This window comes from Rhizorhabdus sp. P4_G5, assembly GCF_056401065.1.
In genome coordinates this window covers 33,144-55,860 of sequence record NZ_JBFUKB010000013.1, presented here as the reverse complement: position 1 = coordinate 55,860, position 22,717 = coordinate 33,144, and the positions used below count along the sequence as shown (strand labels likewise).

The 22,717-nt window shown below is 63.1% G+C and carries 25 protein-coding genes and 2 pseudogenes; 11 read left to right on the top strand and 16 right to left on the bottom strand.

The features are described 5' to 3' along the window. Window positions 1-461: 461 nt before the first annotated feature. The 5 genes from AC1DQK_RS18390 to pyrE are packed head-to-tail and all read right to left on the bottom strand — an operon-like array spanning window position 462 to window position 4,164. On the bottom strand, window positions 462-1,502 hold the full coding sequence (locus tag AC1DQK_RS18390) for an AI-2E family transporter (RefSeq protein WP_477873190.1): 1,041 nt from the start codon (window positions 1,500-1,502) through the stop codon (window positions 462-464). Window positions 1,503-1,506: 4 nt separating this feature from the next. Next, window positions 1,507-2,382: a signal peptidase I gene (gene lepB, locus AC1DQK_RS18385; RefSeq protein ID WP_477873192.1), complete on the bottom strand. Its 876-nt coding sequence runs from the start codon at window positions 2,380-2,382 to the stop codon at window positions 1,507-1,509. 36 nt (window positions 2,383-2,418) lie between these two features. After that, entirely contained in the window at window positions 2,419-2,820 is a 402-nt protein-coding gene (gene acpS / locus AC1DQK_RS18380) for a holo-ACP synthase (RefSeq protein WP_477873188.1), read from the bottom strand. Between the two features lie 31 nt (window positions 2,821-2,851). Beyond that, window positions 2,852-3,577: a pyridoxine 5'-phosphate synthase gene (locus AC1DQK_RS18375; protein ID WP_477873186.1), complete on the bottom strand. Its 726-nt coding sequence runs from the start codon at window positions 3,575-3,577 to the stop codon at window positions 2,852-2,854. Beyond that, window positions 3,574-4,164, bottom strand: coding sequence for an orotate phosphoribosyltransferase (pyrE, locus tag AC1DQK_RS18370; RefSeq protein ID WP_477873184.1), 591 nt, complete (start codon window positions 4,162-4,164; stop codon window positions 3,574-3,576). Before pyrE ends, AC1DQK_RS18375 begins: the two co-directional genes overlap by 4 nt. 193 nt (window positions 4,165-4,357) lie before the next feature. On the opposite strand from pyrE, the gene coxB reads away from it, so the two are divergent. The 8 genes from coxB (at window position 4,358) to AC1DQK_RS18330 (ending at window position 10,767) form a co-directional block, all read left to right on the top strand. Continuing rightward, window positions 4,358-5,371 (top strand): cytochrome c oxidase subunit II, encoded by a 1,014-nt coding sequence (gene coxB, locus AC1DQK_RS18365; protein WP_477873182.1) that lies wholly within the window; start codon window positions 4,358-4,360, stop codon window positions 5,369-5,371. 9 nt (window positions 5,372-5,380) lie between these two features. After that, entirely contained in the window at window positions 5,381-7,069 is a 1,689-nt protein-coding gene (gene ctaD / locus AC1DQK_RS18360; RefSeq protein ID WP_477873180.1) for a cytochrome c oxidase subunit I, read from the top strand. Window positions 7,070-7,146: 77 nt separating this feature from the next. Further along, complete coding sequence (locus AC1DQK_RS18355; RefSeq protein ID WP_477873178.1) at window positions 7,147-8,055, top strand: heme o synthase; 909 nt, start codon at window positions 7,147-7,149, stop codon at window positions 8,053-8,055. Next, window positions 8,052-8,183 (top strand): hypothetical protein, encoded by a 132-nt coding sequence (locus AC1DQK_RS18350; RefSeq protein WP_477873176.1) that lies wholly within the window; start codon window positions 8,052-8,054, stop codon window positions 8,181-8,183. The genes AC1DQK_RS18355 and AC1DQK_RS18350 overlap by 4 nt, the downstream gene beginning before the upstream one ends. Then, complete coding sequence (locus AC1DQK_RS18345; protein WP_477873174.1) at window positions 8,180-8,755, top strand: cytochrome c oxidase assembly protein; 576 nt, start codon at window positions 8,180-8,182, stop codon at window positions 8,753-8,755. The genes AC1DQK_RS18350 and AC1DQK_RS18345 overlap by 4 nt, the downstream gene beginning before the upstream one ends. Window positions 8,756-8,789: 34 nt before the next feature. Beyond that, complete coding sequence (locus AC1DQK_RS18340; RefSeq protein ID WP_477873172.1) at window positions 8,790-9,656, top strand: cytochrome c oxidase subunit 3; 867 nt, start codon at window positions 8,790-8,792, stop codon at window positions 9,654-9,656. An 83-nt stretch (window positions 9,657-9,739) separates the two neighbouring features. Next, window positions 9,740-10,132, top strand: coding sequence for a DUF983 domain-containing protein (locus AC1DQK_RS18335; RefSeq protein ID WP_477873171.1), 393 nt, complete (start codon window positions 9,740-9,742; stop codon window positions 10,130-10,132). After that, window positions 10,132-10,767 carry an SURF1 family protein gene (locus tag AC1DQK_RS18330; RefSeq protein WP_477873170.1) on the top strand — a complete coding sequence of 212 codons (636 nt, stop codon included), beginning with the start codon at window positions 10,132-10,134 and terminating at the stop codon, window positions 10,765-10,767. Before AC1DQK_RS18335 ends, AC1DQK_RS18330 begins: the two co-directional genes overlap by 1 nt. 76 nt (window positions 10,768-10,843) lie before the next feature. Here the strand turns inward: AC1DQK_RS18330 and AC1DQK_RS18325 are convergent. From AC1DQK_RS18325 to AC1DQK_RS18290, 8 genes and pseudogenes are all read right to left on the bottom strand, one after another. Next, window positions 10,844-11,173, bottom strand: a pseudogene (locus tag AC1DQK_RS18325) (allophanate hydrolase-related protein); the annotation flags it as partial. A 37-nt stretch (window positions 11,174-11,210) separates the two neighbouring features. After that, a pseudogene (locus AC1DQK_RS18320) lies at window positions 11,211-11,710 on the bottom strand (amidase family protein); the annotation flags it as partial. 114 nt (window positions 11,711-11,824) lie between these two features. Then, complete coding sequence (gene hpxZ, locus AC1DQK_RS18315; RefSeq protein WP_477873169.1) at window positions 11,825-12,208, bottom strand: oxalurate catabolism protein HpxZ; 384 nt, start codon at window positions 12,206-12,208, stop codon at window positions 11,825-11,827. Beyond that, a complete protein-coding gene (locus AC1DQK_RS18310) occupies window positions 12,202-12,324 on the bottom strand; it encodes a hypothetical protein (RefSeq protein WP_477873168.1) in 123 nt (40 codons plus the stop codon). The genes hpxZ and AC1DQK_RS18310 overlap by 7 nt, the downstream gene beginning before the upstream one ends. Before the next feature lie 189 nt (window positions 12,325-12,513). Further along, the gene (locus AC1DQK_RS18305) at window positions 12,514-12,699 is read right to left on the bottom strand and encodes a DUF4089 domain-containing protein (RefSeq protein ID WP_477873167.1); all 186 of its coding nucleotides are present in this window, start codon (window positions 12,697-12,699) and stop codon (window positions 12,514-12,516) included. Beyond that, window positions 12,696-12,917 carry a hypothetical protein gene (locus AC1DQK_RS18300; protein ID WP_477873166.1) on the bottom strand — a complete coding sequence of 74 codons (222 nt, stop codon included), beginning with the start codon at window positions 12,915-12,917 and terminating at the stop codon, window positions 12,696-12,698. Before AC1DQK_RS18300 ends, AC1DQK_RS18305 begins: the two co-directional genes overlap by 4 nt. Before the next feature lie 160 nt (window positions 12,918-13,077). Continuing rightward, window positions 13,078-14,262: a pyridoxamine 5'-phosphate oxidase family protein gene (locus AC1DQK_RS18295; protein WP_477873165.1), complete on the bottom strand. Its 1,185-nt coding sequence runs from the start codon at window positions 14,260-14,262 to the stop codon at window positions 13,078-13,080. Between the two features lie 110 nt (window positions 14,263-14,372). Beyond that, window positions 14,373-17,042 (bottom strand): TonB-dependent receptor, encoded by a 2,670-nt coding sequence (locus tag AC1DQK_RS18290; protein WP_477873164.1) that lies wholly within the window; start codon window positions 17,040-17,042, stop codon window positions 14,373-14,375. 303 nt (window positions 17,043-17,345) lie between these two features. Between AC1DQK_RS18290 and AC1DQK_RS18285 the strand changes: the two genes are divergently transcribed. Next, the gene (locus AC1DQK_RS18285; protein ID WP_477873163.1) at window positions 17,346-17,879 is read left to right on the top strand and encodes a nuclear transport factor 2 family protein; all 534 of its coding nucleotides are present in this window, start codon (window positions 17,346-17,348) and stop codon (window positions 17,877-17,879) included. 151 nt (window positions 17,880-18,030) lie between these two features. Here the strand turns inward: AC1DQK_RS18285 and AC1DQK_RS18280 are convergent, their stop codons facing one another. Both AC1DQK_RS18280 and AC1DQK_RS18275 read right to left on the bottom strand, forming a co-directional pair. Beyond that, complete coding sequence (locus AC1DQK_RS18280) at window positions 18,031-18,813, bottom strand: enoyl-CoA hydratase-related protein (protein WP_477873161.1); 783 nt, start codon at window positions 18,811-18,813, stop codon at window positions 18,031-18,033. Then, entirely contained in the window at window positions 18,810-19,991 is a 1,182-nt protein-coding gene (locus AC1DQK_RS18275; RefSeq protein ID WP_477873159.1) for an acyl-CoA dehydrogenase family protein, read from the bottom strand. Before AC1DQK_RS18275 ends, AC1DQK_RS18280 begins: the two co-directional genes overlap by 4 nt. 159 nt (window positions 19,992-20,150) lie before the next feature. Between AC1DQK_RS18275 and AC1DQK_RS18270 the strand changes: the two genes are divergently transcribed. Continuing rightward, entirely contained in the window at window positions 20,151-21,278 is a 1,128-nt protein-coding gene (locus tag AC1DQK_RS18270; protein WP_477873157.1) for a helix-turn-helix transcriptional regulator, read from the top strand. 6 nt (window positions 21,279-21,284) lie between these two features. Here AC1DQK_RS18270 and AC1DQK_RS18265 read toward each other — a convergent pair whose 3' ends face one another. After that, entirely contained in the window at window positions 21,285-22,229 is a 945-nt protein-coding gene (locus tag AC1DQK_RS18265; RefSeq protein ID WP_477873155.1) for an enoyl-CoA hydratase-related protein, read from the bottom strand. A gap of 136 nt (window positions 22,230-22,365) precedes the next feature. On the opposite strand from AC1DQK_RS18265, the gene AC1DQK_RS18260 reads away from it, so the two are divergent. After that, window positions 22,366-22,686: an EthD domain-containing protein gene (locus AC1DQK_RS18260; protein WP_477873153.1), complete on the top strand. Its 321-nt coding sequence runs from the start codon at window positions 22,366-22,368 to the stop codon at window positions 22,684-22,686. Window positions 22,687-22,717 lie beyond the last annotated feature (31 nt).

Here is a 22,717-nt window from a genome sequence, read left to right as displayed (position 1 = left end):
CTTGCCCGGAAGCATCGGCTCGATCCGACGCCACTGCGCCTCGCTTAACTCGTATCGCTTGATCCCCATGATGCCTCCGCAATCGCGGAAACCCATGAATCAGACATCCCACCACTTGGGAATCCTCTGAATGTCGATACAGCCTAGGATAGGAGAGGATGGGGTCGCAGCGATGCGGCCCCATTCTTTTTGGGCTGGTGGATAAAACGGCCCGTCCATCGCCCCGGCTTCTGCGAGGGTGACGGCCCTGGAGTCGAAACTGCTCACCTTGAATCGCCATCCCAGCGAAAGCTGGGATCTCACTTCTTGCTACCCTGCTGAAGATAAGGGAGATTCCAGCGTTCGCTGGAGTGACGCTGCGGTTGGATGTGAATGAACTCGAGTCTAGGCTCGGGGATGATGGCGGGGTGGGCGAGCTTGCAGGATTTCGGGGACGGCCGCTCGCCGTCCAGGCTCGCCCGCTACTCCGCACTGCGCTTGGCGCGCTCCTCCAGGAAAACCTTGATCATCGCCACGATCGGATCGGCCATGGCGAGTCCGACGACGCCGAACAAGGTGCCGAACAGCAGCTGTGCGGCAAGGATGAGCGCCGGAGCCAGGTCGACCGAGCGGCGCGCGACCCACGGAACGATGATGTTGCCGTCGATCATCTGGACCGCGACATAGATGATGATCGCCCAGATGCCGGTGTCGACACCGGCGGAAAAGCCGACCAGGATGATCAGCACCCCCGATATGATCGAACCGATATTGGGCAGGAAGGCGAGGATGCCGGTCAGCAGGCCGAGCAGCGCCGCCATCGGCACGCCCGCGATCGACAGCGCGATGCCGGTGCCGAAACCTTCCACTCCCATGCCGATCAGCCGGCCGAACATCAGCCGGCGCAGGGTGTAGCCCATCCGCTCGGAGGTGGCGTAGAAGTCGGCGCGGCGGTGAATCGGTAGCAGCCAGGCGAAGCCTCGCTCGTACAGCCGGGGTTCCGCGGCGATGAACACGCCGAGGACCAGGATCATCGCCATGCTCGAGACCGCGCCGAGCGCGCTGCCGACCCAGGAGGTCAGCCGGTCGAAGGACCCCATCAACTCGCTGGTGATAGCCTGGCCGCCACCAGTCTTGGGCAGCATGCCGCGGGCCTGCGCCCATTCCAGAACGCGAGTAAGCTGCGACTCGACGACCAGTCGCAGCGCCTCGAACTGCCCGGCGATCTGTGAGCCGGCGAAATACATCGTCCAGCCGAGGAAGGCGACGACGCCGACGCAGGTGATCAACAGCCGCCACCCGCGCGGAATCGGCAGGACGCGGCCGAGCAGGCGGGTGCCGCCATCGAGCATGGTTGCGAAGACCACGGCCGCAAACACCAGCAGCAGGGGCTGGACGAGCAGTACGACCAGCGCGATCGCACAGGCCAGACCTAGCCAAACCGCGGCCTTGTGCAGCTCGTGGACGGTCGTTGCCGAGCGGCTGTCTGATGGACCGGGCTGCTCGACCTTGCGGCCCGCCATGGGCTTAGCGTTCCTCGCGCTGCGGATGGAGGCTGGTGCCCGCGCGGCCACCGCGCAGCGCCGAGAACCAGCTCAGCGGGTTCCAAAGCTTGGTCGTGCCGTCGAGCGAGAAGGTGATGAACTCGGCGCGGCCGCCGATATTCTCGAACGGCACCGGGCCGTCGAGCCCGTTGCGATAGGCTGGCACGCGGCTGTCGGCCGACTGGTCGCGATTGTCCCCCATCACGAAAATATGGTCTGCCGGGATGGTGATCGCGGGATAATCGTCGATTTCGGGCATATAGCCCAGATCGATCGTATCGTAGCTGCGGCCGTTGGGTAGCGTTTCGCGGAAGCGCGGCAACGCGCAATAGAGCTTGCCGTCGGACCCGGTCATCCGGAAGCGGGCGACCTCATATTGGTCGCAGGGCACATTGGCATCGACGGGGATCATCGCCGGTGCCTCGGGCACGCGCTTGACCGGCACGCCGTTGAGCACGACCACCCCGCCCCGGACTTCGAGCCGGTCGCCGGGCAGGCCGATCACGCGCTTGATGAAATCGGTGTCCGCCTGGGGCGGCTTGAGAATGACGATGTCACCGCGTTCGGGCAGGCGGCCGAACAGCCGGCCGCGCAGAAAGGGCAGCACATGGAAGCTGGGCGACACATAGGACCAGCCATAGGGATATTTGGTCACCACCAGCCGGTCGCCGGTGATCAGTGTCGGCATCATCGATTCGGACGGGATGTAGAAGGGCTTCGCCACGAAGCTGTGGAAGCCGAGCACCGCCAGGATCAGCCAGAAGATACCGCGCGCCTCGGCGAGCCAGTCCGTACCCTGTTTCTTCGGGGCGGCCGGCGCTTCGACCGGGGCGGTGGACAGCTCGCTCGCATTGTCCATTTTATCACTCGGCTGATCGCTCACGCGACCCTCTCCTCAGAGCGGACGGGCATATAGGATAACGAACGCCTGCGCCCAGGGGTGATCGTCCGTCATGGTCAAATGTACGTCCACCGCGTGGCCCGGCGGCGTCAGCGCGTCAAGCCTTGCCTTGGCCCCTCCGGTCAAAACCAGGGTGGGGGCACCGCTCGGCAGGTTGGCGACACCGATATCCTTCATGAACACGCCAGCCTGGAAGCCGGTACCGACAGCCTTCGAAAAAGCCTCCTTGGCTGCGAATCGCTTGGCATAGGTGCCGCTACGGGTCAGCGGGCGCCGCTCGGCACGCGCAAATTCGCGTTCGGTGAACACGCGATCGATGAAGCGCTGGCCGAATCGATCGAGCGACTTCTGGATCCGCTCGATATTGCAGAGGTCGGAACCGATCCCGATGATCATATTATCCCTCCCATCAAGCGGAAAAGGGGATTCACCTCGCCTCGTCCATCAGCGCGCGCATGCGCTTCACGACCGGGCCCAGCCCTTCGAAGATCGCCTCGCCAATCAGGAAATGGCCGATGTTGAGCTCTGCAATCTGGGGGATGGCGGCCACCGGCACGACATTGTCGAAAGTCAGGCCGTGGCCCGCATGCGGTTCGATACCGTTCTTGGCGGCTAGCGCAGCGGCGTCGGCGATACGGGCCAGCTGGGCGCTGCGCTCCTCGCCTTCGGCATGGGCGTAGCGGCCGGTGTGGAACTCGACGACTGGCGCCCCGAGCGACAGCGCCGCCTCGATCTGGCGGGGGTCGGGCTCGATGAACAGGCTGACGCGGATGCCGGCATCGCCGAGCCGCGCGATCAGCGGCTTCAGGTGATTATGCTGACCGGCTGCATTGAGCCCGCCCTCGGTCGTCAGTTCCTCGCGCCGCTCCGGCACGATGCACGCGGCATGGGGGCGATGCTTCAGCGCGAGCGCCACCATCTCCTCGGTCGCCGCCATCTCCATGTTGATCGGCAGCTGGATCGCGCCGATCAGCCGGCCGATATCCTCGTCGATGATATGGCGGCGATCCTCGCGAAGGTGCGCGGTTATGCCGTCGGCGCCGGCCTCGGTCGCAACCTGGGCGGCGCGAATGGGGTCGGGATAGAGCCCGCCGCGCGCGTTGCGGATCGTTGCGACATGGTCGATGTTGACCCCGAGGCGGAGCCGTTTCACGCCGCCACCGTGGCGCGGCTGCCCGGCTTCATCGCGGGGATCGCCGCCAGCTCGGGCGGCAGCGCATCGGCGGCATAGGTCGGCACGTCCAGTCGGATCAGCGGATAGAAGGGCACGCCCAGGTCGGCGGTGCCGTTCGACCGGTCGACCAGCGACGCGGCTGCGATCACCTTGCCGCCAGCCTCCTCCACCGCCTTGATCGCTTCGCGGGACGACAGGCCGGTCGTGACCACATCCTCCATCAGCAGCACCTTCTGCCCGGGCTCGAGCCGGAAGCCACGGCGCAGGCCGAACACCCCTTCGGGCCGCTCGACGAACATCGCGTCGAGCCCAAGCGCGCGGCCCATCTCATGACCGGCGATGACGCCGCCCATCGCCGGGGAGACGACTGCGCCGAGCTGGATCTTGATCTTGTCGGGAATCCTGAAGGCCAGCGCCTCGGCGAGCCGCGCCGCCCGCGCAGGATTCATCAGCACCCGTGCACACTGGAGATAGCGGGGGCTGCGCAGGCCCGAGGACAGGATGAAGTGTCCCTCCAGCAGCGCCTCGGCCGCCCGGAACTCCGCCAGCACATCGTCGTCCGTCATCATCTGAATCCCGCTTCCCGCTGCCGCTTTGCAGCATGAGGTCCAGATAGAGGTATGAGATAATCGCTTCAACCGCTTGCATTCGGCGCGAAGCGGTGCTTGAGGCACAGCGAAGCCGCGCCTATAAGGCGCTCGATTTCGTAGGGCCCGATAACAGGCAGGCGCGGATTCCAACGCGCTTCACGGGGGTAAGATGAAGACGTTCAAGACAATAATGATGGCGCTCTCGCTGGCTGCCGTACCATTGGCGGTCCAGGCTCAGGAAGCGGCACCGGCTCCGGCGCCCGCCGCAGCCGCTCCCGCTGCGGCGACGGCTCCCGCCGCGCCGGCCTTCGTGCACCGTGCGCCCGAAGCCGATATCGGCCAGCCGATTCCCGGCGGCTACAAGATCCAGCCGCAGGTCACCGAGATCGGCGAGGACGCGCAGTGGTTCCATAATGTGCTGCTGGTGCCGCTGATCACCATCATTTCGATCTTCGTTCTGCTGCTGCTCGGCTGGGCTTCGTTCCGCTATCGCGCCAAGGCGCACCCGATCCCGTCGAAGACCTCGCACAACACGTTCATCGAGATCATCTGGACGCTTGTTCCAGTGCTGATCCTGCTGGTCATCGCGGTGCCTTCGATTCGGCTGCTCGCGCATCAATATTCACAGCCCAAGCCCGACCTGACGATCAAGGTGATCGGCAACCAGTGGTACTGGACCTATCAATATCCCGACAACGGCGATTTCGAGCTCGTCTCGAACATCCTGCCGGATGCGGAGGCCAAGAAGCGTGGCGAGCCCCGCCTGCTCGCGGTCGACGAGCGGGTCGTTGTGCCGGTGAATTCCGTCGTCAAAGTGATCGTCACCTCCAACGACGTGATCCACAGCTGGGCGGTCCCCGCTTTCTGGACGAAGATGGACGCGGTTCCCGGCCGCCTGAACGAAACCTGGTTCAAGGCTGATCGCGAAGGCCTCTATTATGGCCAGTGTTCGGAGCTGTGCGGCGCTCGCCACGGGTTCATGCCGATCGCAGTCGAGGTCGTCTCGAAGGACAAGTTCGCTGAATGGGTCCATTCGAAAGGCGGCAAGATGCCCGGCGAAGCGGCAGCCGCTCCGGCGCCCGCAGCCGCGGCACCTGCTGCCGCGCCAGCGTCGGATGCCGCAGCGCCGGGCGCCGCGCCCGCAACGCCAACCACGTCCCAGCCTGCGACCGCGCAGAAGTAAGGCAGACCGATGACAGATACCACCGCATCTCCGTCGCATTTCCAGGCGCATGAGGATCACGCCCATCATGACGCCGATCACAAGCCGGCATTCTTCCAGCGCTGGTTCATGTCGACGAACCACAAGGACATCGGCACGCTCTACCTGATCTTCGCGATCTTCGCGGGCATCGTCGGCGGCGGAATCTCGGGCTTGATGCGCGCAGAACTCGCGCATCCCGGCATCCAGTATCTGCAGACCTGGACCCATCTGATGGGCGGCGCTGCCGACATGGATACCGCGCTCCACATGTGGAACGTGCTGATCACCGCGCACGGCCTGATCATGGTGTTCTTCATGGTCATGCCGGCGATCATCGGCGGCTTCGGCAACTGGTTCGTGCCGATCATGATCGGCGCGCCCGACATGGCCTTCCCGCGGATGAACAATATCAGCTTCTGGCTGCTCGTTCCGGCGTTCACGCTGCTGCTGGGTTCGTCCTTCTTCTCGGGCGGTACCGGCCATGGCGCGGGTACCGGCTGGACGGTCTATGCGCCGCTGTCGACCAGCGGGTCGGCTGGTCCCTCGGTGGACATGGCGATCCTGTCGCTCCACCTCGCGGGCGCCTCGTCGATCCTCGGCGCGATCAACTTCATCACCACCATCTTCAACATGCGCGCACCGGGCATGACGCTCCACAAGATGCCGCTGTTCGTATGGTCGGTCCTCGTCACCGCCTTCCTGCTGCTGCTGGCGCTGCCGGTGCTGGCCGCGGCGATCACCATGCTGCTGACCGACCGCAACTTCGGCACGACCTTCTATGATGCGTCGGGCGGCGGCGATCCGGTGCTCTACCAGCACCTCTTCTGGTTCTTCGGCCACCCCGAAGTGTACATCATGATCCTGCCGGGCTTCGGCATCATCAGCCAGATCGTCTCGACCTTCTCGAAGAAGCCGGTGTTCGGCTATCTCGGCATGGCCTATGCGATGGTCGCGATCGGCGTGGTCGGCTTCGTCGTGTGGGCGCACCACATGTTCACGACTGGCCTCTCGGTCGACACCAAGATGTACTTCACCGCGGCGACGATGGTGATCGCGGTGCCGACCGGCATCAAGATCTTCTCGTGGATCGCGACGATGTGGGGCGGATCGATCAGCTTCAAGACCCCGATGCTGTGGGCGATCGGCTTCATCTTCATGTTCACGGTCGGCGGCGTCACCGGCGTCGTGCTCGCGAACGGCGGCGTCGATAACTATATGCACGACACCTATTATGTCGTCGCCCACTTCCACTATGTGCTGTCGCTCGGCGCGGTGTTCTCGCTGTTCGCGGCCTTCTACTACTGGTTCGGCAAGATGTCGGGCCGCATGTACAACGAGTTCCTGGGCCAGGTTCACTTCTGGCTGTTCTTCGTCGGCGTGAACGTCCTGTTCTTCCCGATGCACTTCCTGGGTCTCGACGGCATGCCGCGCCGCATCCCCGATTATCCGGATGCGTTCGCCAAGTGGAACGCGCTCGCCAGCCACGGCTACGAGATCATGGCCTTCAGCATGATCTTCTTCTTCATCAACGTGTTCTGGTCGATGTTCGCGGGCAAGAAGGCAGAAGGCAATTATTGGGGCGAAGGCGCCACCACGCTCGAATGGACGCTGTCGAGCCCGCCGCCCTACCACCAGTTCGAACAGCTGCCGCACATCGGCGACGACCATCGCCACTGATCGGCTGTTTGACTGAAAGATGGACCGCCGCTTCGACATGATCGTTCAAGCGGCGGTTTCATCGGGATCGAAAGACCATGGCGAGTAAAGCTTATCCTGTTGCAACGGCGGCCACCGCCGACTGGCGCGATTTCCTTGCGCTGACCAAGCCGCGCGTACTGTCGCTGGTGGTGTTCACCGGCTTGTGCGGGCTGCTGGCGGCGCCCGAGGCGATCAACCCCGTGCTCGGCTTCACCGCGATCCTGTGCATCGCATTGGGCGCAGGCGCGGCAGGGGCGCTCAACCAATGGTATGAAGCCGATCTCGACGCGATGATGAAGCGCACCGCGGATCGCCCGCTGCCCGCCGGCCGGATGGACCGGCAGACGGCGCTCCACTTCGGCGTCGGGCTGGGCGCTTTCTCGGTGATCCTGATGGGGCTGGCGGTGAACCTGCTGTCCGCCGCGATCCTGGCCGTCTCGATCCTGTTCTACGTGCTCGTCTATACGGTGTGGCTCAAGCGCCGAACACCGCAGAATATCGTCATTGGCGGCGCCGCCGGCGCCTTTCCTGCGCTGATCGGCTGGGCCGCTGCGACGGGGCGGGTCGAAATGCTGCCGGTGCTGCTGTTCGCGCTCGTCTTCCTCTGGACGCCGCCGCATTTCTGGGCGCTCGCCCTGTTCATCAACTCCGATTATGCGCGTGCCGGCGTGCCGATGCTGCCGGCCGTCGCCGGCCAGCGCGCCACCCGTATCCAGATCATGCTCTACACCGTGCCGATGGCGGTCGCGGCCGTCGCGCCCTGGGCGATGGGGCTGACCGGTGCGATCTACGGCATCGGCGCAAGCCTGTTGTCGGGCATGTTCCTGCTGCTGGCGCTGCGCGTCGGGTTCAGCCGCGAGACCGAGCAGGCGAAGATGAAGCCGGAGCGGCATCTGTTCGCCTTCTCGATTCTCTATCTGTTCATGACGTTCGGTTTGATCGTCGCCGACAAGGTGCTGGCATGACCCCCTATACCCCCGAGGAGCAGGCTGAGATCCGCCGCCGGCAGAAGTCGCGCGCCGTCGTCACCGCGCTGATCCTCGGCGCGCTGGTGATCCTCTTCTACGCGATCTCCGTCGCGAAAATGCTGTGAGCATCGCTGTCCTTCCACAGGACCGCAATGCACGGGTGGGAATCATCTCCCTGCTCATCGCGGTCGCGATGCTCGGGCTCGGCTATGCGGCGGTGCCGCTTTACCGCATGTTCTGCCAGGCGACCGGCTTCGGCGGCACGACCCAGCGCAGCGAAACCGGGATCGCGCCCGGCGCGGTGGTGGGCAAGATCATCAACGTCCGTTTCGATGCCAATGTCTCGCCGTCGCTGCCCTGGCGCTTCGCGCCGGAAAAAAATGTGGCGCGCGTGGCGATCGGTGCCCGGCAGATGGCCTTCTTCAATGCGACCAACCTCTCCGATCATGCGATCACCGGGACCGCGGCGTTCAACGTCACGCCCGAACTGGCTGGCGCCTATTTCACCAAGATCCAGTGCTTCTGCTTCACCAGCCAGACGCTGAAGCCCGGCGAGACGGTGCGCATGCCGGTGGTTTATTATGTCGACCCCGCGATCCTGAAGGATAAGGAAGCGGGCAAGTTCAACGAAATCACTCTGTCCTACACCTTCTTCCCCGACAAATCCGCTGTGGATTCCGAACGGGCAGGCGGTTAAGGGACGATCCATCAGACCATCAGGGGCACGGAAAATGGCCGGAGCGAAGAGCCACGATTATCACATCCTACCGCCGAGCATATGGCCGCTGATCGGTGCCTTCTCGGCACTGGCGATGGCTGCCGGCGGCGTCATGTGGATGCACAAGGCTGCCTTTGGCGGCTATGTTTTCTTCGCGGGCCTGCTCGGCGTGCTGTTCACGATGTTCAGCTGGTGGTCGGACGTCATCAAGGAGGCGCATGCCGGCGACCATACCCCGGTGGTCCAGCTTCACCTGCGCTACGGAATGATCCTGTTCATCGCTTCCGAAGTGATGTTCTTCGTGGGATGGTTCTGGGCGTGGTTCGATTTCTCGCTGTTCCCGCAGCCGCTGCAGGTGATCGACGGGGTCATATCGCTCATCGAGGGGCCCAACAGCGTCACCCATGCCGCGGGCGTCTGGCCGCCCAAGGGCATCGAGGTGATCGACGCCTTCCATTTCCCGCTGCTCAACACGCTGATCCTGCTGTGCTCCGGCACGACGGTGACCTGGGCTCACCACGCACTGATCCATGGCGATCGCGATGGTCTGAAGAAGGGCCTGTGGCTGACGATCATCCTCGGCATGCTGTTCACGTCGATCCAGGCCTATGAATATGCCCATGCCCCGTTCGGCTTCAAAGGGCTGAACTATTCGTCGGCTTTCTTCATGGCGACCGGCTTCCATGGCTTCCACGTGCTGATCGGCACGATCTTCCTGATCGTCTGCCAGATCCGCGCCTATAAGGGCGACTTCACGCCGAAGCAGCATTTCGGGTTCGAGGCGGCTGCCTGGTACTGGCACTTCGTCGACGTCGTGTGGCTGTTCCTGTTCGTTGTCGTCTATGTATGGGGCGGCTGGGGCGCGCCGGTTCACGGCTAAGCGCAACGGTACGGAAAAACGGGGGCGCGGCGGCAGGACGGACCTGCCGCTGCGCCTTTTCTTTTGAGGATCAGGGAGCGCTCATGGCCGAAGATCCGATGCGGTCGCCTACGCTGCAGCCCAGCCCGCAGGCGGCGGCGCTTCGCGGCCTCTGCCCCCGCTGCGGCGCTTCGGGCCTGTTCGCCGGCTTCCTCCGCTTTGCCGATCGCTGCCGGGCGTGCGGGCTGGACTATGGCGCGTTCAACGTCGGCGATGGCGCCGCTGCCTTCCTGATCATGATCGTCGGTGGGCTGGTCAGCCTGCTGGCCATCCTCGTCGAACTCAGATGGTCGCCGCCCTTGTGGGTTCACCTGCTCCTGTGGCTGCCGCTGACGATAGCGCTGACCGTAGCGCTGCTGCGAATCGCCAAGGGCCTGCTGCTCGCGCTGGAATATAGGAATGCCGCCGCCGAAGGGCGGATACGGAAGACCGACTGATGCGCCGCCTGCCGATCTTGCCTACCCTCGTCGTCGCCGCCGCTATTGCCGCGATGATCGCGCTGGCCTTCTGGCAGATCCGCCGCGCCCACTGGAAGGACGCGCTGCTGGCGAGCTATGCGCAGGGGGCGAAGGCGGCCGAACTCTATGGGCTGCCGACGGACATGCCCGCCGAGCAGCTGGCGTTCCGCCGCGCGCACGTGCTTTGCCAGATAGCGACAGGGCCGACCGAGCTCGGCGGCGCTGACCGAAGCGGGCGTACCGGCTTCCGCAACATCGTGGGCTGCACGCTGATCGACGGTCGCACTATAATGGCGGACCTCGGTTGGAGCGCGATCGGCGCCAAGCCGGCGCTGCCGGCGATCGGCCAGCGTATCGAGGCGAGCGGGCAGCTCATTCCCGACGATGTGCTCGCGAACCGCGTCATCGGAAGCCGGCCGCGCGCGATACCCCTGCTGCTGGTGCTCGAGACCGGTGCGCCTGGCCTGTCGCCGAGCGTCCCGCCGTCGATCGACATGATCCCCAACAACCATCGCAGCTATGCCGTCCAATGGTTCCTGTTCGCAGCGGTGGCGCTAACGATCTACCTGCTCGCGCTGCGCAAGCGGAACCGGGCTTCGCGCGACGGACAGTGACGCTAGCCAGGGTGGGCCGGCTGCGGCTGCCCAACGCCCAATGACGCGATATAGGCGCGCCAGCCCCCAAAGCCGTAATCTCTTTCGCCTCGCGGGTCGCCGCCTCGGCGCACAGGAAGCAGGAGACGATGCCGCCATCGGCGAGGCTTACCTTGCCGATGCCGAGCGGGGCCGGGATCTTCTCCACGAAGCGCCCAAACGCCGCAGGTGCGAGCGACCAGATCTCGATGTCTATTCCGGGGCCCGCATAGCCCGGATCGCGCACCAGGCCCGGCTTGGGCGGCATCGTGTCGGGGAGCACATAGAGACGATAGTCGCCGGTCGTCCGCGTGCGCGCCGCCAGCGTGGCGTCGAGCGATATCAGCTCGTGATGGAGCGCCATTCCCGACAGGTGCGCCCCGACCACCGCGAGATCGAGCCTGTCGTCGCCGTGCGTGGCGAAGACAGGCGGGGACCAGGCCGGTGGTGCTGAGCAGACCCGGCGTCGGCTTGATCCCGACGATGTTGTTGAACGCCGCGGGGACCCTGCCCGAGCCGGCGGTGTCGGTGCCGAGCGAAAGCTGGCGAGGCCGGCGGCCACCGTTACCGCCGATCCCGAGCTCGAGCCGCCGGAGATAAAGGCCGCATCGAACACCGAGCGCGGCGCGCCGTGCGGTGAGCGGGTGCCGTTCAGGCCGGTGGCGAACTGGTCGAGATTCGTCTTGCCGATCATGATCGCGCCGGCCGCGCGCAGCCGCGCGACCACGGTGGCGTCGCGATCGACAGGATGCGCGAAGGCGGGGCAGGCAGCGCTGGTGGGGAAGCCCGCGACATCGATATTGTCCTTCACCGCGAACGGGATGCCCCACAGCGGCAGGCTGTTCGGAGTCGGCGCGCGCGCGACCAGCGCGTCGACCTGGCCCAGCAACTCCGCCAGCGAGGCGCGCACGATGAAGGCGGCGGGGTCGGCCTTACCCATCCGCATCGACAGGGCCGCGGCGAGGTCCCGCGGTGTCAGCCCCCGTTCGGCGTAGAGGCTGCGGATCGTGCCGAGATCGAGCATCGGAGGGAGGTTCATCTAATTCCCTTCGCCCAACAGCGAGATATGGGCGGAAACCACCCGCCAGCCTTCGGCGAAGCGCACCCAGGTCTGGCTCTGCCGCCCGGGTACGGGCGCGCCCACCCTCTGGAATTCGGCGTTGGCGGTGGCAAAGTCGGTGCCGAAGCTCGTGATCACCGTTTTGAGAAGCGCGCGCTGCGGCGAACCGCCGACCCGTGCAAGGCGGAACGCCTTGATCACGTCGATTCCGTAGAGATTCTGACCGGGCCCGATCCGCACGGTGAATTCCGAGGGCCAGAAGAAATCGTCGAGCGCTTCGATGTCGTTGGTCATCAACGCCTTCTCGTAACTCCAGAAAGCATCGGTGATCGCGGCAAGCGTGGCGGGATCGTTGATCAGCATAGGTTGGCCGATTGGGATCGAGCCGGCGGCGGTGACCCGCCCGGCACGTCATAATTGTCCTTCACGCCGAAGGGCACGCCGGCCAGCGGCCCCGGATCGCGCCGTGCCGCCACCATCGCGTCGACGGCGTCGGCCTGGCGTCGCGCGCTCGCTGAGGATCTCGGTGAAGCAGTTGAGCTGTGGATTGAGCCGCTCGATCCGTGCGAGCCGGCTTTCGATCAGCGCCACCGCCGAGAGGCGGCCTTCGCGCACGCCCCGTGCGATGGTGGCGATGCCGATCATGTCGAGCGGATGATCGAGCAGCCTCATGGGTGGAATACCGACGCGGGCTCTACCATCGGATCGATCGGCTGATCGACGAACGGTGCAGCCTGATCGAGCAGGATGCCAAAGTTGTGCGCGACCGCAGGAAGATAGGCGGGGCCGATCGTCAACCCCGCCATCCTCGCCAACCGCTCGACATCCTCCAACGTCGTGCGGTCGCCGCTCATGCCGCCGCGTGCGCCGGCTCGAGGGCCGGAGCCACGGCATGCGACTTCTTCAACGAGCAGGCATAGAGGAAGACCGCGACCACCATATAGGCAGCGGCGACCGCCGGCTTCTTGCCGACCCCGATCGCTTCGGAGTGGATCAGCCCGAAGAAGGTCAGCACGCCGCCGGCGGCGGCGAAGGCCGATGCCTTGGCGAGCTTGCCGTCGATGATGAACACCGCGATCTATCTGTTTGACGTTGAGCTTCACGCAGGGCAGCTTCGTGCAATCCTGCATGTCGATGCCGGGTGAGGTGAGGGGCTTATCGAGGGCGCTGACCGGCTGCTGACCCGCCGGGGTCGGCCCTAGCTGGAGCGCGGCGCGTCGGATCCATCACTATCAACTTTGTCCAACGATATAGGGGGCTGCCGCTTCGTGTGGCCCGACTGCTTGCATTTCCTGGGTCATGCGTCGGTTCCGCGCCTCGCGCATCAGGCAGCCGGATGTAGGCTCGGGAAGCGCCAGCGGCAGGACCGGCATCGGCTGATTACGGCGCGCAAGCTCCTGCTCGAGCCGGGCTGTGAGCTTGCCGCGAGTCTCTTCCGATGGCGCCCACAGCTGTGAGAGGTCGCGCGTAAAAGGCAGCGCCGGCAACGCCCGCTCGACACGGAAAAGCGTAGCTCCATCGGTCGATAGGACATCACCGACGAAAGTCGAACGCCCAGCGAAGCAGAGCGTGGCTGCACCACTCACCGGCCCGGGAAAGCCGCGTGGAACATCCAGGAGGAAACCGCGATCGTCCGGAGAGCATGACCACACACGGATCGAAAGAGGAAATCCGGCCTCGCCCATTGTGGTCAGATGCGCTGGAAGCGCCTGCGCGACAACTTCCTCTGCCTGGATCTGCCATGGTTCGCCCGGCCACCGAGGGGCCGAAGACGGTTCGCCTTGCGGAGCAGGATCGGATTTCGGAAGGGTGGTGTCCGGTGGCGCGTCCCAGCGCTCCGGCGTCCGGTCCAGCATATCCGCGGACCGCCACCACCAGACCGTCAGTGGCGTCACCTCGATGATGATGCGCGCCCAGTAATGAACGGCCTGCCTGGCCGAATCCCAAGAGTGTCCCGCCGCAAAGGTGTCAAAATAGGATGATATTTCAGGAAGGTAGCGCATGATATTGGCATTGATGTCGGCATCACGCACCGCCGCATGCCCAGCGACCAGAGCGACGGGTTCGTCACGAAAACCTTCCAGCAGGATACCGACCTTGGGATTGTTGCGCGCGCGCTCGGCCTTGGTGGGATAGGCGAGCCCCGTCGTGACGTTGATTGTCCCGGTCGGCCCCCAGAAACAGCCAACGGGCGTATCGATGGGGACAACTCCCTTTGAAACCGTGGCAAATTCGCAAAGGCCAGCAGATCGGATCAGCCCGGCAACCTCGTCAGGCATTCCCGACAAAAAATCGCCCGGTGCGGAGCGTGTAATCTGCTCGGTCGAAGACTTGCCTGCATCCGTCACGCTGCGCTCTCCTACCTCCGCATCAGGCCATTCGCCGTCCGAGCAGAGCCTATGCACGATCACCGTCAAAGCATCGTCCTCTTGGAAGAGGCTCATGCAATAGGCCGACCGGTGGCATAAACAAAAAGTCCCGCCCGAATTGCCGGGCGGGACGATCTGGGCATCGATTTAACAGCGCATTACCATTTGAACGAAATGGCTGCGCCGTAGGTTTGCGGCTCTCCGAAGCGGCATGCCGAATAGCCGATGCTGTAGAGGTTGTCCGCGCAGTAGATCTTGTAGGTCTTGTCCGCGATGTTCTGCATCCAGAAAGCGAGCGAAACTGGCGTGCCACCGATTTCGTTCAGCGCCACGCGCGCTCCCCATAGTCCATAGCTCGGCCACGGGTAGATACCCTGCGTCGCGCTGCCCGGCGTATTGGAGCGCCAGGAGTAGTTGACGCTGATCACCGGCTTGGCAACGCTCTCCGGAACCCAGCTCGGCGCATAGACCACCGACGCGTTCAAGGTGGTCTTCGGTACGCCCGCGAAATGCGCGCCCGCCAAGCTTACACCCGAGGATGTCGCGATTGGATTGCCGGCCCACACGAAGTCGGTGGGGTTCTGTGGCTGTGGCTGCACCGACCCCTTGCCGTATTTGCCGACTTGGTGGCTGAAGCCGAGGTCCAGTGTAAGATCGGGGACAGGCTTGATCGACGCCTCTAGCTCAACACCCTTGATGGTCGCGCTGCTGGTGTTGAAGATGATCAGGTCGGTGTAAGTGCCCTGCGCACCAGTCGGCCCCTTCACGGAATCGACGTAGAACGTAATGATGTTCTGCGTCTGGATGTCCTGGTATTTGCCGATGAAGCCCGCGACGTTCAGCCGGAACGGGACCGAGCCGAGATAGCCCTGATGCTTGATACCGAGCTCATAGTCGGTGATCTTCTCGGGCCCGAAGAACGCAAAGTCCTGGGAACGGGTGGTCGGGTTCGCGCCACCCGCTTTCCAGCCGCGCCGTGTGGTGAGATACGCCAGCGAATTGCGCCCGAACTTATATTCGAGCGAAGCTGTCCATGTCGGCGCATCGTCCGTCTTCTTGCCAGATATGGAGCAATTGGTTCCGTCGTTTGTGCTGGTAAGCGGACCAGAGGTCCCGGTAAGCTCGTTGCAATTTGCCTGAACCCCGTTTGCACCGGCGAAAGTCATGAGCTGGGCGTTGCTGGTGCTATAGAAGTTTTCGCTGAAATAGTCAGTCTTGACCCAGTTATAACGCGCACCAAGGGTCAGCCGCAGACCTTCTGCTCCCATCGCGCTGAAGTCGTATGTGCCCTGCGCGAAAACCGCGTAGCTGTCCGTGCCGATCTTCGCCTGCGCATGTCGGGCGCTTTCTGTTCGGGTCAACGTGGCGGGGTTGTCATAAAGTGACAGCCCACCGATCGTGAAGAAGGAATTTACCGAATAAAGCAGATCACTATTGCTGTAGAACAAACCGCCGATAAAATTCAGGTTGTCGAACTTGCCGATGAACTGGACCTCGTTGGAAAATGTTTCCTTACCGTTGTAATAATTCACATTGTTATTCGTCAGAAGCGCCGGGATGGGGCCCGGAATGCCCGCGTTGCATCTGCCCGTCGGATCGAACAGGCAGTTATAGAACAGCGAGGCATCGGGCGCGAAGGCCGACTCGCCCGACGGATCCGAATGGTCGAACGCCTTGACATTGCTGTAGCCGAAGATGTTCTTGATCGAGATATTGTCGTTCAGTTCAAATGTCGTGTTGTTTGCGACCGACCATGTGCGGACATCCGAACCATAGGAGTTGATCGGAGCGATCGTATCCAGGCCGCCCGTCGTCAAGGATGGCATCGGAGGATAGGCATTGCCCACTCCGGTGAAAGCGCGGGTGATGAACGGGTTCCCCTGTCGCACCAGAAGATTGCCATTGACGGCGGCGTTACCCCCGCCAAGAGCGCTCTGCTGCTGAACGACCTGGGTCGTCAGGAGCGAGACGAGGCCGGCGAAACCGGTTGCATTGAGAGGTGCGGCCTCAATGATAGTGGGGAAGGGAATTTCTTTCCGTTGCTTGAAATCCACCGTCAGCAGGTTCTCAAAACGCGAGGAAGGCTCGATGAGCAGGCTCGCGCGGAAGCTTTCATTGTCGCGGTCGCCAAGGTCCTTCATGCCCGGATAGGTATTCTTGAAGATGCCGTCGCGCCGCTCGACTTCTCCGGCCAGGCGGAATGAAACCGCATCTGAAATCGGAGTATTTATGACGGCGTTGACCTTCATCAGGTTATAGTTGCCATACTCCATTTCCAATGAGCCGCCAAAATCATGCTTCGGCCGTGCCGTAGTGAAGACCATCGCGCCACCAATGGAATTCTTGCCGAACAATGTGCCCTGCGGGCCTTTCAGCGCCTGCACGCTATCCATGTCATAGAGGCTGAGACCGCGAGTGTCCTGCGGAACGCCATTGACATAAGTGACGACGTTTTCGTCGGTGAACAGGTTCTGGCGCTGCCCACGGATGATGAACTCGACCTGCGAGGGATAGATGGTGCTGGGCTTGATCTGCAGGTTGGGAACAGAAAACTGCAGGTCTGAGATCTGGCTCACATTCTTCTGCTTGAGAGCGTCGGCCGAAAGCGCAGTCACCGCGACCGGTACGTTCTGCAGGTTTTCGGACACGCGCCGGGCCGTGACGATGATATCGTTAAGACCGTCGGATTGCGTCTCTGCGGCATCAGCGCCTGCGGCATCAGCGCCTGTGGCCGGAGCGACAGCGGCTTCCTGCGCAAACGCTGGCGCTCCTGCAAGGGCCACAAGTGCTACGGCAGAAGCCGACAATCGCAGCGCAAACTTCTTCATTCTTTCCTCCGAGGTTGAATCAGGTGCCCAATTTGAGGGTCGCGAGCAGCGCCCTCGATTCTCGGGGCCCCATCGACATCGCTCAAACGGACTAGAATCAGCGCGCTATGTCGCAGAAAAGCCCGTCCGAAGCGACTTGGACGCAGGAGGAACACGTGTCTCCGATACAGCTTCGAAATTCGAAACCATTCGTCGTGGCATTCCTGGATCAGGTCGTCGTGTTTAGTCCGATCGGGTGATGCCTGGTCTGGCTTCCAGTGCCTACCCCTGTTCTAAAAAGGGAGACCATCAGTGGATACCAAGATGCAAGAAAAGCTGCAGATGCTGATCGACCATTTCGACATCCGCGAGGTGATCGAAGTTTATGTCGATGGAAGCGACCGGTGTGACAAGGACGCCGTAAGGGACGTGTATCACCCCGACAGCTGGGACAATCATGGCCCATTCAACATGTCCGGGCCAGATTTTGCCGACGCATGCGTCCAGAGCCTGATCGATAACTGGACCACCTGCAATCACCTGCTCGGCCAGTCTCGCATCCGTGTCTCGGGCGATGAGGCAGGCGTGCAGACCTATTTCTACGCTTCGCTGACGCGCGAGGCCGATGGTGTCACGATGCTCGACCAGATGGTGGGCCGCTACATCGACAAGTTCGAACGCCGTGACGGACAATGGCGCATCAAGGACCGGCGCTGCATCTCGGAATGGTCTTCCTCCGCTCCCATCGGCGAGGACTTCATGCGCGGCGACCTCTTTCTCCACGGCGCGCGCGATCCATCCGACATCGCAAACGAGGTTCTCGGGTTGAAAGCCGGCAATCTGCGCATCCAGCGTTAATTGCCCGGAAAGTCCGACCGGACCAGACCGGGAAATCGCGTTGGCTGCTTTTTTGAAGCGATGCCAGGTGGCGGAAAGCTGAGGGCGAATCGCCGACCAGGCGAAAGTGCTTCATGCTCTTGGCCAGCCGGCTTCAGTTTACAGAGAGTGGTCAATCCTGCCAGCGGGGCTTGCGCTTCTCGGTGAAGGCCCTCGGTCCCTCGGACCAGTCGCCGGAACGCATGGCGGTCCGGACCGTGGGGAGATCCCACTGATCCCGATTTGCCTGCCGCATCGTCCCTTCTGCGCAATCGAGCGCGATCCGCTTGGAGGCGCGCACGGCCATCGGGCTCGCCCTGACAATGGAATCGGCCCATTCCATCGCTGTGGCCTGCAGCCTGTCGTAACAAACGACTTCGTTGACAAAGCCCATTGCCAAGGCCTGGTCGGCGGATACCGGCCGACCCGTAAGGATAATTCCCATCGCCTGCTGGTGCGACAGGTGGCGGGCCAAGCGCAATATGCCGCCGCCCATCGCGGCAACGCCAACAACCACTTCCGGTAAGGCAAAGCTGGCCGTCTGCGCCGCAATCACGATGTCACAAGCCAGCACCATTTCGAAGCCTCCGCCAAAGGCGGCGCCATTAACTGCCGCGATCAAGGGCTTGTCGAGGTCGAACCGGGCGGTGACTCCGCCAAATCCGTTCGGCAGCAGTCCATCCACGCCGCTTGGCGTCGGGGTCGTCAGGTCGTGTCCAGCGCAGAAAGCCTTGGTGCCAGCGCCCGTCAGGATGGCAACCCTCTGGTGCCGGTCGGCGGAAAACTCGTCAAGGGCGTCGCTCAGTTGCTCCTGCGCGCACCGGTCCAGCGCGTTACGCCGCGCCTCACGCTGTATCGTGATGCGGGTGATGTGGCCGATCCGCTCGACGGTGATGGCCGATGGCTGGGGCATCATACGAGGATATCGTCCGAACTGCCGGTCAGCAGCAGGTCGCCATATATGCGGGCGTATCCTCGCAGGCTCGCAGCCTGATGCTGGCGACCGGTCAGCATGTTGCGAAAGACCCTGCCCATCAAGCACCGGTCATACACGCCGCCGCCGCCAGCTAGGGTAAGCAGAGGCTCGGCCAGCCGGACGCAGCGGTCGGCGACGGCGGCTTGCATCCGCATCAGGTGGCGCATCTCATAAGGCGGCTGCCTGTCATTAGCGGCACAGTCTTCCTGTATCGTGAAATTAACGTGCATCACCTTCTTCATTTCATCAATTCCCATCACAGCCATCGCCAGTGCGAGAGGCGCGTCGGGATCTGCGGCGAGCGCGGGCCTTTGCTTCGTATAGGCTTCGAACAGGTCGACCATATACTGCAGTGCGCCGATCTGACCGTTGGTAATCGCGCGGAAGAAGACGAGTTGCTGGGGAATTCGGTATAGGGGGCCATCATTGACCGCGCGTCCCGGATTCTCTCCGGTGAAGCCATCGATGAAGCGGTGGGTACGATAGTCAGGAACGAAGGCGTTCTCGACGACAATGTCTTGGCTCCCCGTCGCGCGCAGCCCGGTGGTGTGCCAGCTATCCACGATGATCGCGTCCTCGCGCGGGACGAGGAAGGCACGGAACTGCTTCGGATCGTCATCGACGAAACCACCGAGGAAATTCCAATCGCAGTGATCGCATCCGGTAGAGTAGGACCAGCGGCCAGAAAATCGAAAGCCTCCTTCGACCGTTTCGACCTTGCCCGTGGGCATGTAGGGCGAGGCGATGATGCTGCTGCTGTCCTTTCCCCAGACATCCCGCGCCGCACGATCGTCCAGCAACGCCAGATGAAAGGAGTGGACCTCCACGATCCCGTAGACCCACCCTACCGACATATCGCCTTCCGAAAGGGCGATCTGCACTTCGGCGAAGGTCTTCTGATCCATTTCGAAGCCGCCCCAGCGGCGCGGCTGGAGTATGCGGAACAGTCCGGCGTCCTTCATTCGGGCGATCGTATCCGGATCAATCGAGCGGCGCTCTTCGTCGGCATCTGCCCGCTCGCGCAGCAGCGGTATGAGATCCCGAGCCCGGGCGATGATGTCTTCGCAGGTGGGTTCAGCGGTTCCGCGCTGTTCGTCGGCAAGCGCTGTTTTTGACATGTCTCGGGCTCTCCAGTTTGTCTTTTCGCGACTCTGATCCGGCTCGGGCACGGCTGCATCGTCAAATTGGATTAAGCGGGCAACTCCGGCTAGGAATGTCCACTGCGAAGTCCGGAAGGGTCCGCGAGAATGGAGGCACCGCGATATTCGGCGGATACGGTGGAGCGCATCTACCGTTGCGCATCGCCCGACACAGCATGGGAGGTGGCGCTCGAGGCAGTCAGGGAAGCGACCCAGTCGCGTGATGCGATCCTGCGCGTTGCCCGAGGTGGTGGGCGTGCGCGCCATGCCATGTTCGCCGCCGGCGCGACCAGCTCACCCGAGACAATCGCGATGTGGGAACGAGCCAGTCCGCACGACCTGCCCTTTACGGGCGGGCTCAAGGCCGGAGAGGGGCGCATCGTTACCTGGCGCGACCATGCGGTTCCACTTGCCGCGCTGTTCGAAAGGATCGACATCGGTCACACGATGATGGCCTGCGTTGACCTCACCAACGGGTTGGAGTGCGTGCTCCATTGCAATCGGGCTTCCCATGCTCCTGCATTCGGCGCCGGGGATCTTGGGACATTGCAGCGGCTGGCCCGGCTGGTCGGCGACGTGCTTCGCATCCGGCGCGAAATCGCGAGCGGCGAACTGGTTCAGCGGGCACATGTCGATGCGCTGAACCGGATCGGCATTGCAATCATCCTCGTCAACAGCGCACGCGAGGCAAGGGCGATCAATGCTACGGCCGAACAAGTCTTGACGACGGGGTCGCTGAGGATCGGACCCGACAAGCGTCTGCATGCGGCGGATGCGGCATCGGACCGCCGGTTGCAGAAGTCGATAGAAGGCGCGATCGCGTCTGACGGTCTTTATGGCCGTTCTTTGTTGCTACGCGGTGGTGATCGGGAAATCATCGACGGGACTGAGCATCGGGCCATGGACAAGGACTGGTTACTCCATGTCGCGGTATCCTCCTGGTCGATTATCGCGGATGGCTTTGAACGGCCGGAACGCTGCGCACTCGTCCATGTCCGCGCCGCCGCTACTGTTTCGCCCCTCGACGTGGCATCGCTGCGTGACATGTTCGGTTTTACTCAGGCGGAGGCCCGGGTGGCGATTGGGCTGATGCGTGTGTCCGGTGTGCGCCAACTTGCCAGCGAATTATCGGTGGCGGATGCAACCGTCAGGGCGCACCTGCGGGCGATCTATGCCAAGGCCGGCGTCAATAGCCGGTTTGAACTGGCGAGTCTGATCCAGAACGGTCTGGCTCCGCTCGCGTCCTTCGAGTTGGAGCACGGATAGCGGAAATCAGTCCCCAAACCAGCGGTGATCGTCGCTTCGCGCCTGGTACTGCGGGGCACGCCTTTCACGAAAGGCGCTGAGCGCTTCCTTCGCGTCGGGATGCCCGCTCATTCGTTCGGTCGCGGCCTGTTCGAAGCGGTAGCCCTCTCGAATGTCCATCCATTCGATCCGGTCCAGCACCCGCTTGCTGACCCGAACAGCGGTCGGGCTGTGCGCCGCGATGCGGGCGGCAAGCGAATGCGCGGTAGCCATCAGATCGTCATCATCGCAGACCATGACCGCGCCGCCAGCAGCCTGGAAAGCCGCCGCCGACAGGGGCTGTCCGGTGAAATACATGCGCCGCACCAAAGGTTGCGGCGCGAGGCGCGTCAAGTGTCGAGCGCCGCCCATGACGCCGACAGTCAGTTCGGGCAGGCCGAACGACGCGCCTGCCCCGGCAACCACGAAATCACAGGAGGCGGCAAGGGCGAGGCCTGTTCCGAGCGCCGATCCGTGCACCGCGCCGATCACCGGCACCGCGCACCCCATGATCGCGAAAAAAGCTTCGCGCACGTGCCACATCCGTTCCGTCGCATTCTCGGGATTCATCGTGGCGAATTCGTCAAGGTCGTTGCCGGCGCAAAAATGCCGTCCCCTGCCGCTCAAGATTACTACGCGGATGTCATCCTGCGAGCGGGCAATTCCCGCAAATACTTCCGCTATGCGGATATACATCGGCACGTCGACGGCGTTTGCCGGCGGCCTGTCCATAATGATGGCCAGAATGCCGGTATCATCGAGGTGAACGTCGAGCGTGTCTATCGGCATCTCTCTCTCTCGATCGAAATCATGGGTCAGGCTGAATCCATAAATCAGGCCGATCTCTGCGCCATCCTCCAGTGCGACTAGACTATGACGAGCTTGGCGGGGTGCCCCTATCGTTTGTGCCGTGGATACAGAACATCCGCACAAGATCGGCGTTCACCTCTTCGTCGTACCGTCCGATTGGACGTAGCAGGTGGTTCTGCCGGGCCGATAGCCTTTCGCAAGGTCTGCCAGTGGCGATATGCCTCACGGGCGGACAGGGCGATGGCCTGAGGGGAGATGTATGTCTGTCAAGCTTGTGGCCCTGATGCGCAAGGCGCCCGGCCTGACGCGTGCGCAGTTTCGCGATCACTACGAGAACAAGCACGCGCCGCTCATTCGCGAGCTGATGCCGGCGGTCGTCGAATATCGCCGCAACTACTTCCCCGAGACGGTCGCCGGGTTCGACGTGCTTACGGAGATCACGTTCGAGACCCGGGAATCGTTCGAAACTGCGATGGCAGGCGCCATGCAAGGCCGGGCGAAGGAGATGCGCGAAGCTGACGAGGCATTGCTTTTCGAGGTGGCGGCCCACGCGATTTCAACCGTCGAGGTCTGCGAATAGCTTAAGCCGGTCGCGTTGCAGGCGACATGAT

Bases quoted from the DNA above. Each gene is read 5' to 3' on its own strand.
- AC1DQK_RS18285 (WP_477873163.1), top strand. From the start codon at position 17,346: ATGCAAGAAAAGCTGCAGATGCTGATCGACCATTTCGACATCCGCGAG.
- coxB (WP_477873182.1), top strand. From the start codon at position 4,358: ATGAAGACGTTCAAGACAATAATGATGGCGCTCTCGCTGGCTGCCGTA.
- AC1DQK_RS18390 (WP_477873190.1), bottom strand. From the start codon at position 1,502: ATGGCGGGCCGCAAGGTCGAGCAGCCCGGTCCATCAGACAGCCGCTCG.
- acpS (WP_477873188.1), bottom strand. From the start codon at position 2,820: ATGATCATCGGGATCGGTTCCGACCTCTGCAATATCGAGCGGATCCAG.
- AC1DQK_RS18260 (WP_477873153.1), top strand. From the start codon at position 22,366: ATGTCTGTCAAGCTTGTGGCCCTGATGCGCAAGGCGCCCGGCCTGACG.
- AC1DQK_RS18290 (WP_477873164.1), bottom strand. From the start codon at position 17,042: ATGAAGAAGTTTGCGCTGCGATTGTCGGCTTCTGCCGTAGCACTTGTG.
- AC1DQK_RS18310 (WP_477873168.1), bottom strand. From the start codon at position 12,324: ATGGTGGCGGCACGGCGCGATCCGGGGCCGCTGGCCGGCGTGCCCTTC.
- AC1DQK_RS18340 (WP_477873172.1), top strand. From the start codon at position 8,790: ATGGCCGGAGCGAAGAGCCACGATTATCACATCCTACCGCCGAGCATA.
- hpxZ (WP_477873169.1), bottom strand. From the start codon at position 12,208: ATGCTGATCAACGATCCCGCCACGCTTGCCGCGATCACCGATGCTTTC.
- AC1DQK_RS18330 (WP_477873170.1), top strand. From the start codon at position 10,132: ATGCGCCGCCTGCCGATCTTGCCTACCCTCGTCGTCGCCGCCGCTATT.
- lepB (WP_477873192.1), bottom strand. From the start codon at position 2,382: ATGGACAATGCGAGCGAGCTGTCCACCGCCCCGGTCGAAGCGCCGGCC.
- AC1DQK_RS18280 (WP_477873161.1), bottom strand. From the start codon at position 18,813: ATGATGCCCCAGCCATCGGCCATCACCGTCGAGCGGATCGGCCACATC.
- pyrE (WP_477873184.1), bottom strand. From the start codon at position 4,164: ATGACGGACGACGATGTGCTGGCGGAGTTCCGGGCGGCCGAGGCGCTG.
- AC1DQK_RS18275 (WP_477873159.1), bottom strand. From the start codon at position 19,991: ATGTCAAAAACAGCGCTTGCCGACGAACAGCGCGGAACCGCTGAACCC.
- AC1DQK_RS18335 (WP_477873171.1), top strand. From the start codon at position 9,740: ATGGCCGAAGATCCGATGCGGTCGCCTACGCTGCAGCCCAGCCCGCAG.
- AC1DQK_RS18305 (WP_477873167.1), bottom strand. From the start codon at position 12,699: ATGAGCGGCGACCGCACGACGTTGGAGGATGTCGAGCGGTTGGCGAGG.
- AC1DQK_RS18350 (WP_477873176.1), top strand. From the start codon at position 8,052: ATGACCCCCTATACCCCCGAGGAGCAGGCTGAGATCCGCCGCCGGCAG.
- AC1DQK_RS18355 (WP_477873178.1), top strand. From the start codon at position 7,147: ATGGCGAGTAAAGCTTATCCTGTTGCAACGGCGGCCACCGCCGACTGG.
- ctaD (WP_477873180.1), top strand. From the start codon at position 5,381: ATGACAGATACCACCGCATCTCCGTCGCATTTCCAGGCGCATGAGGAT.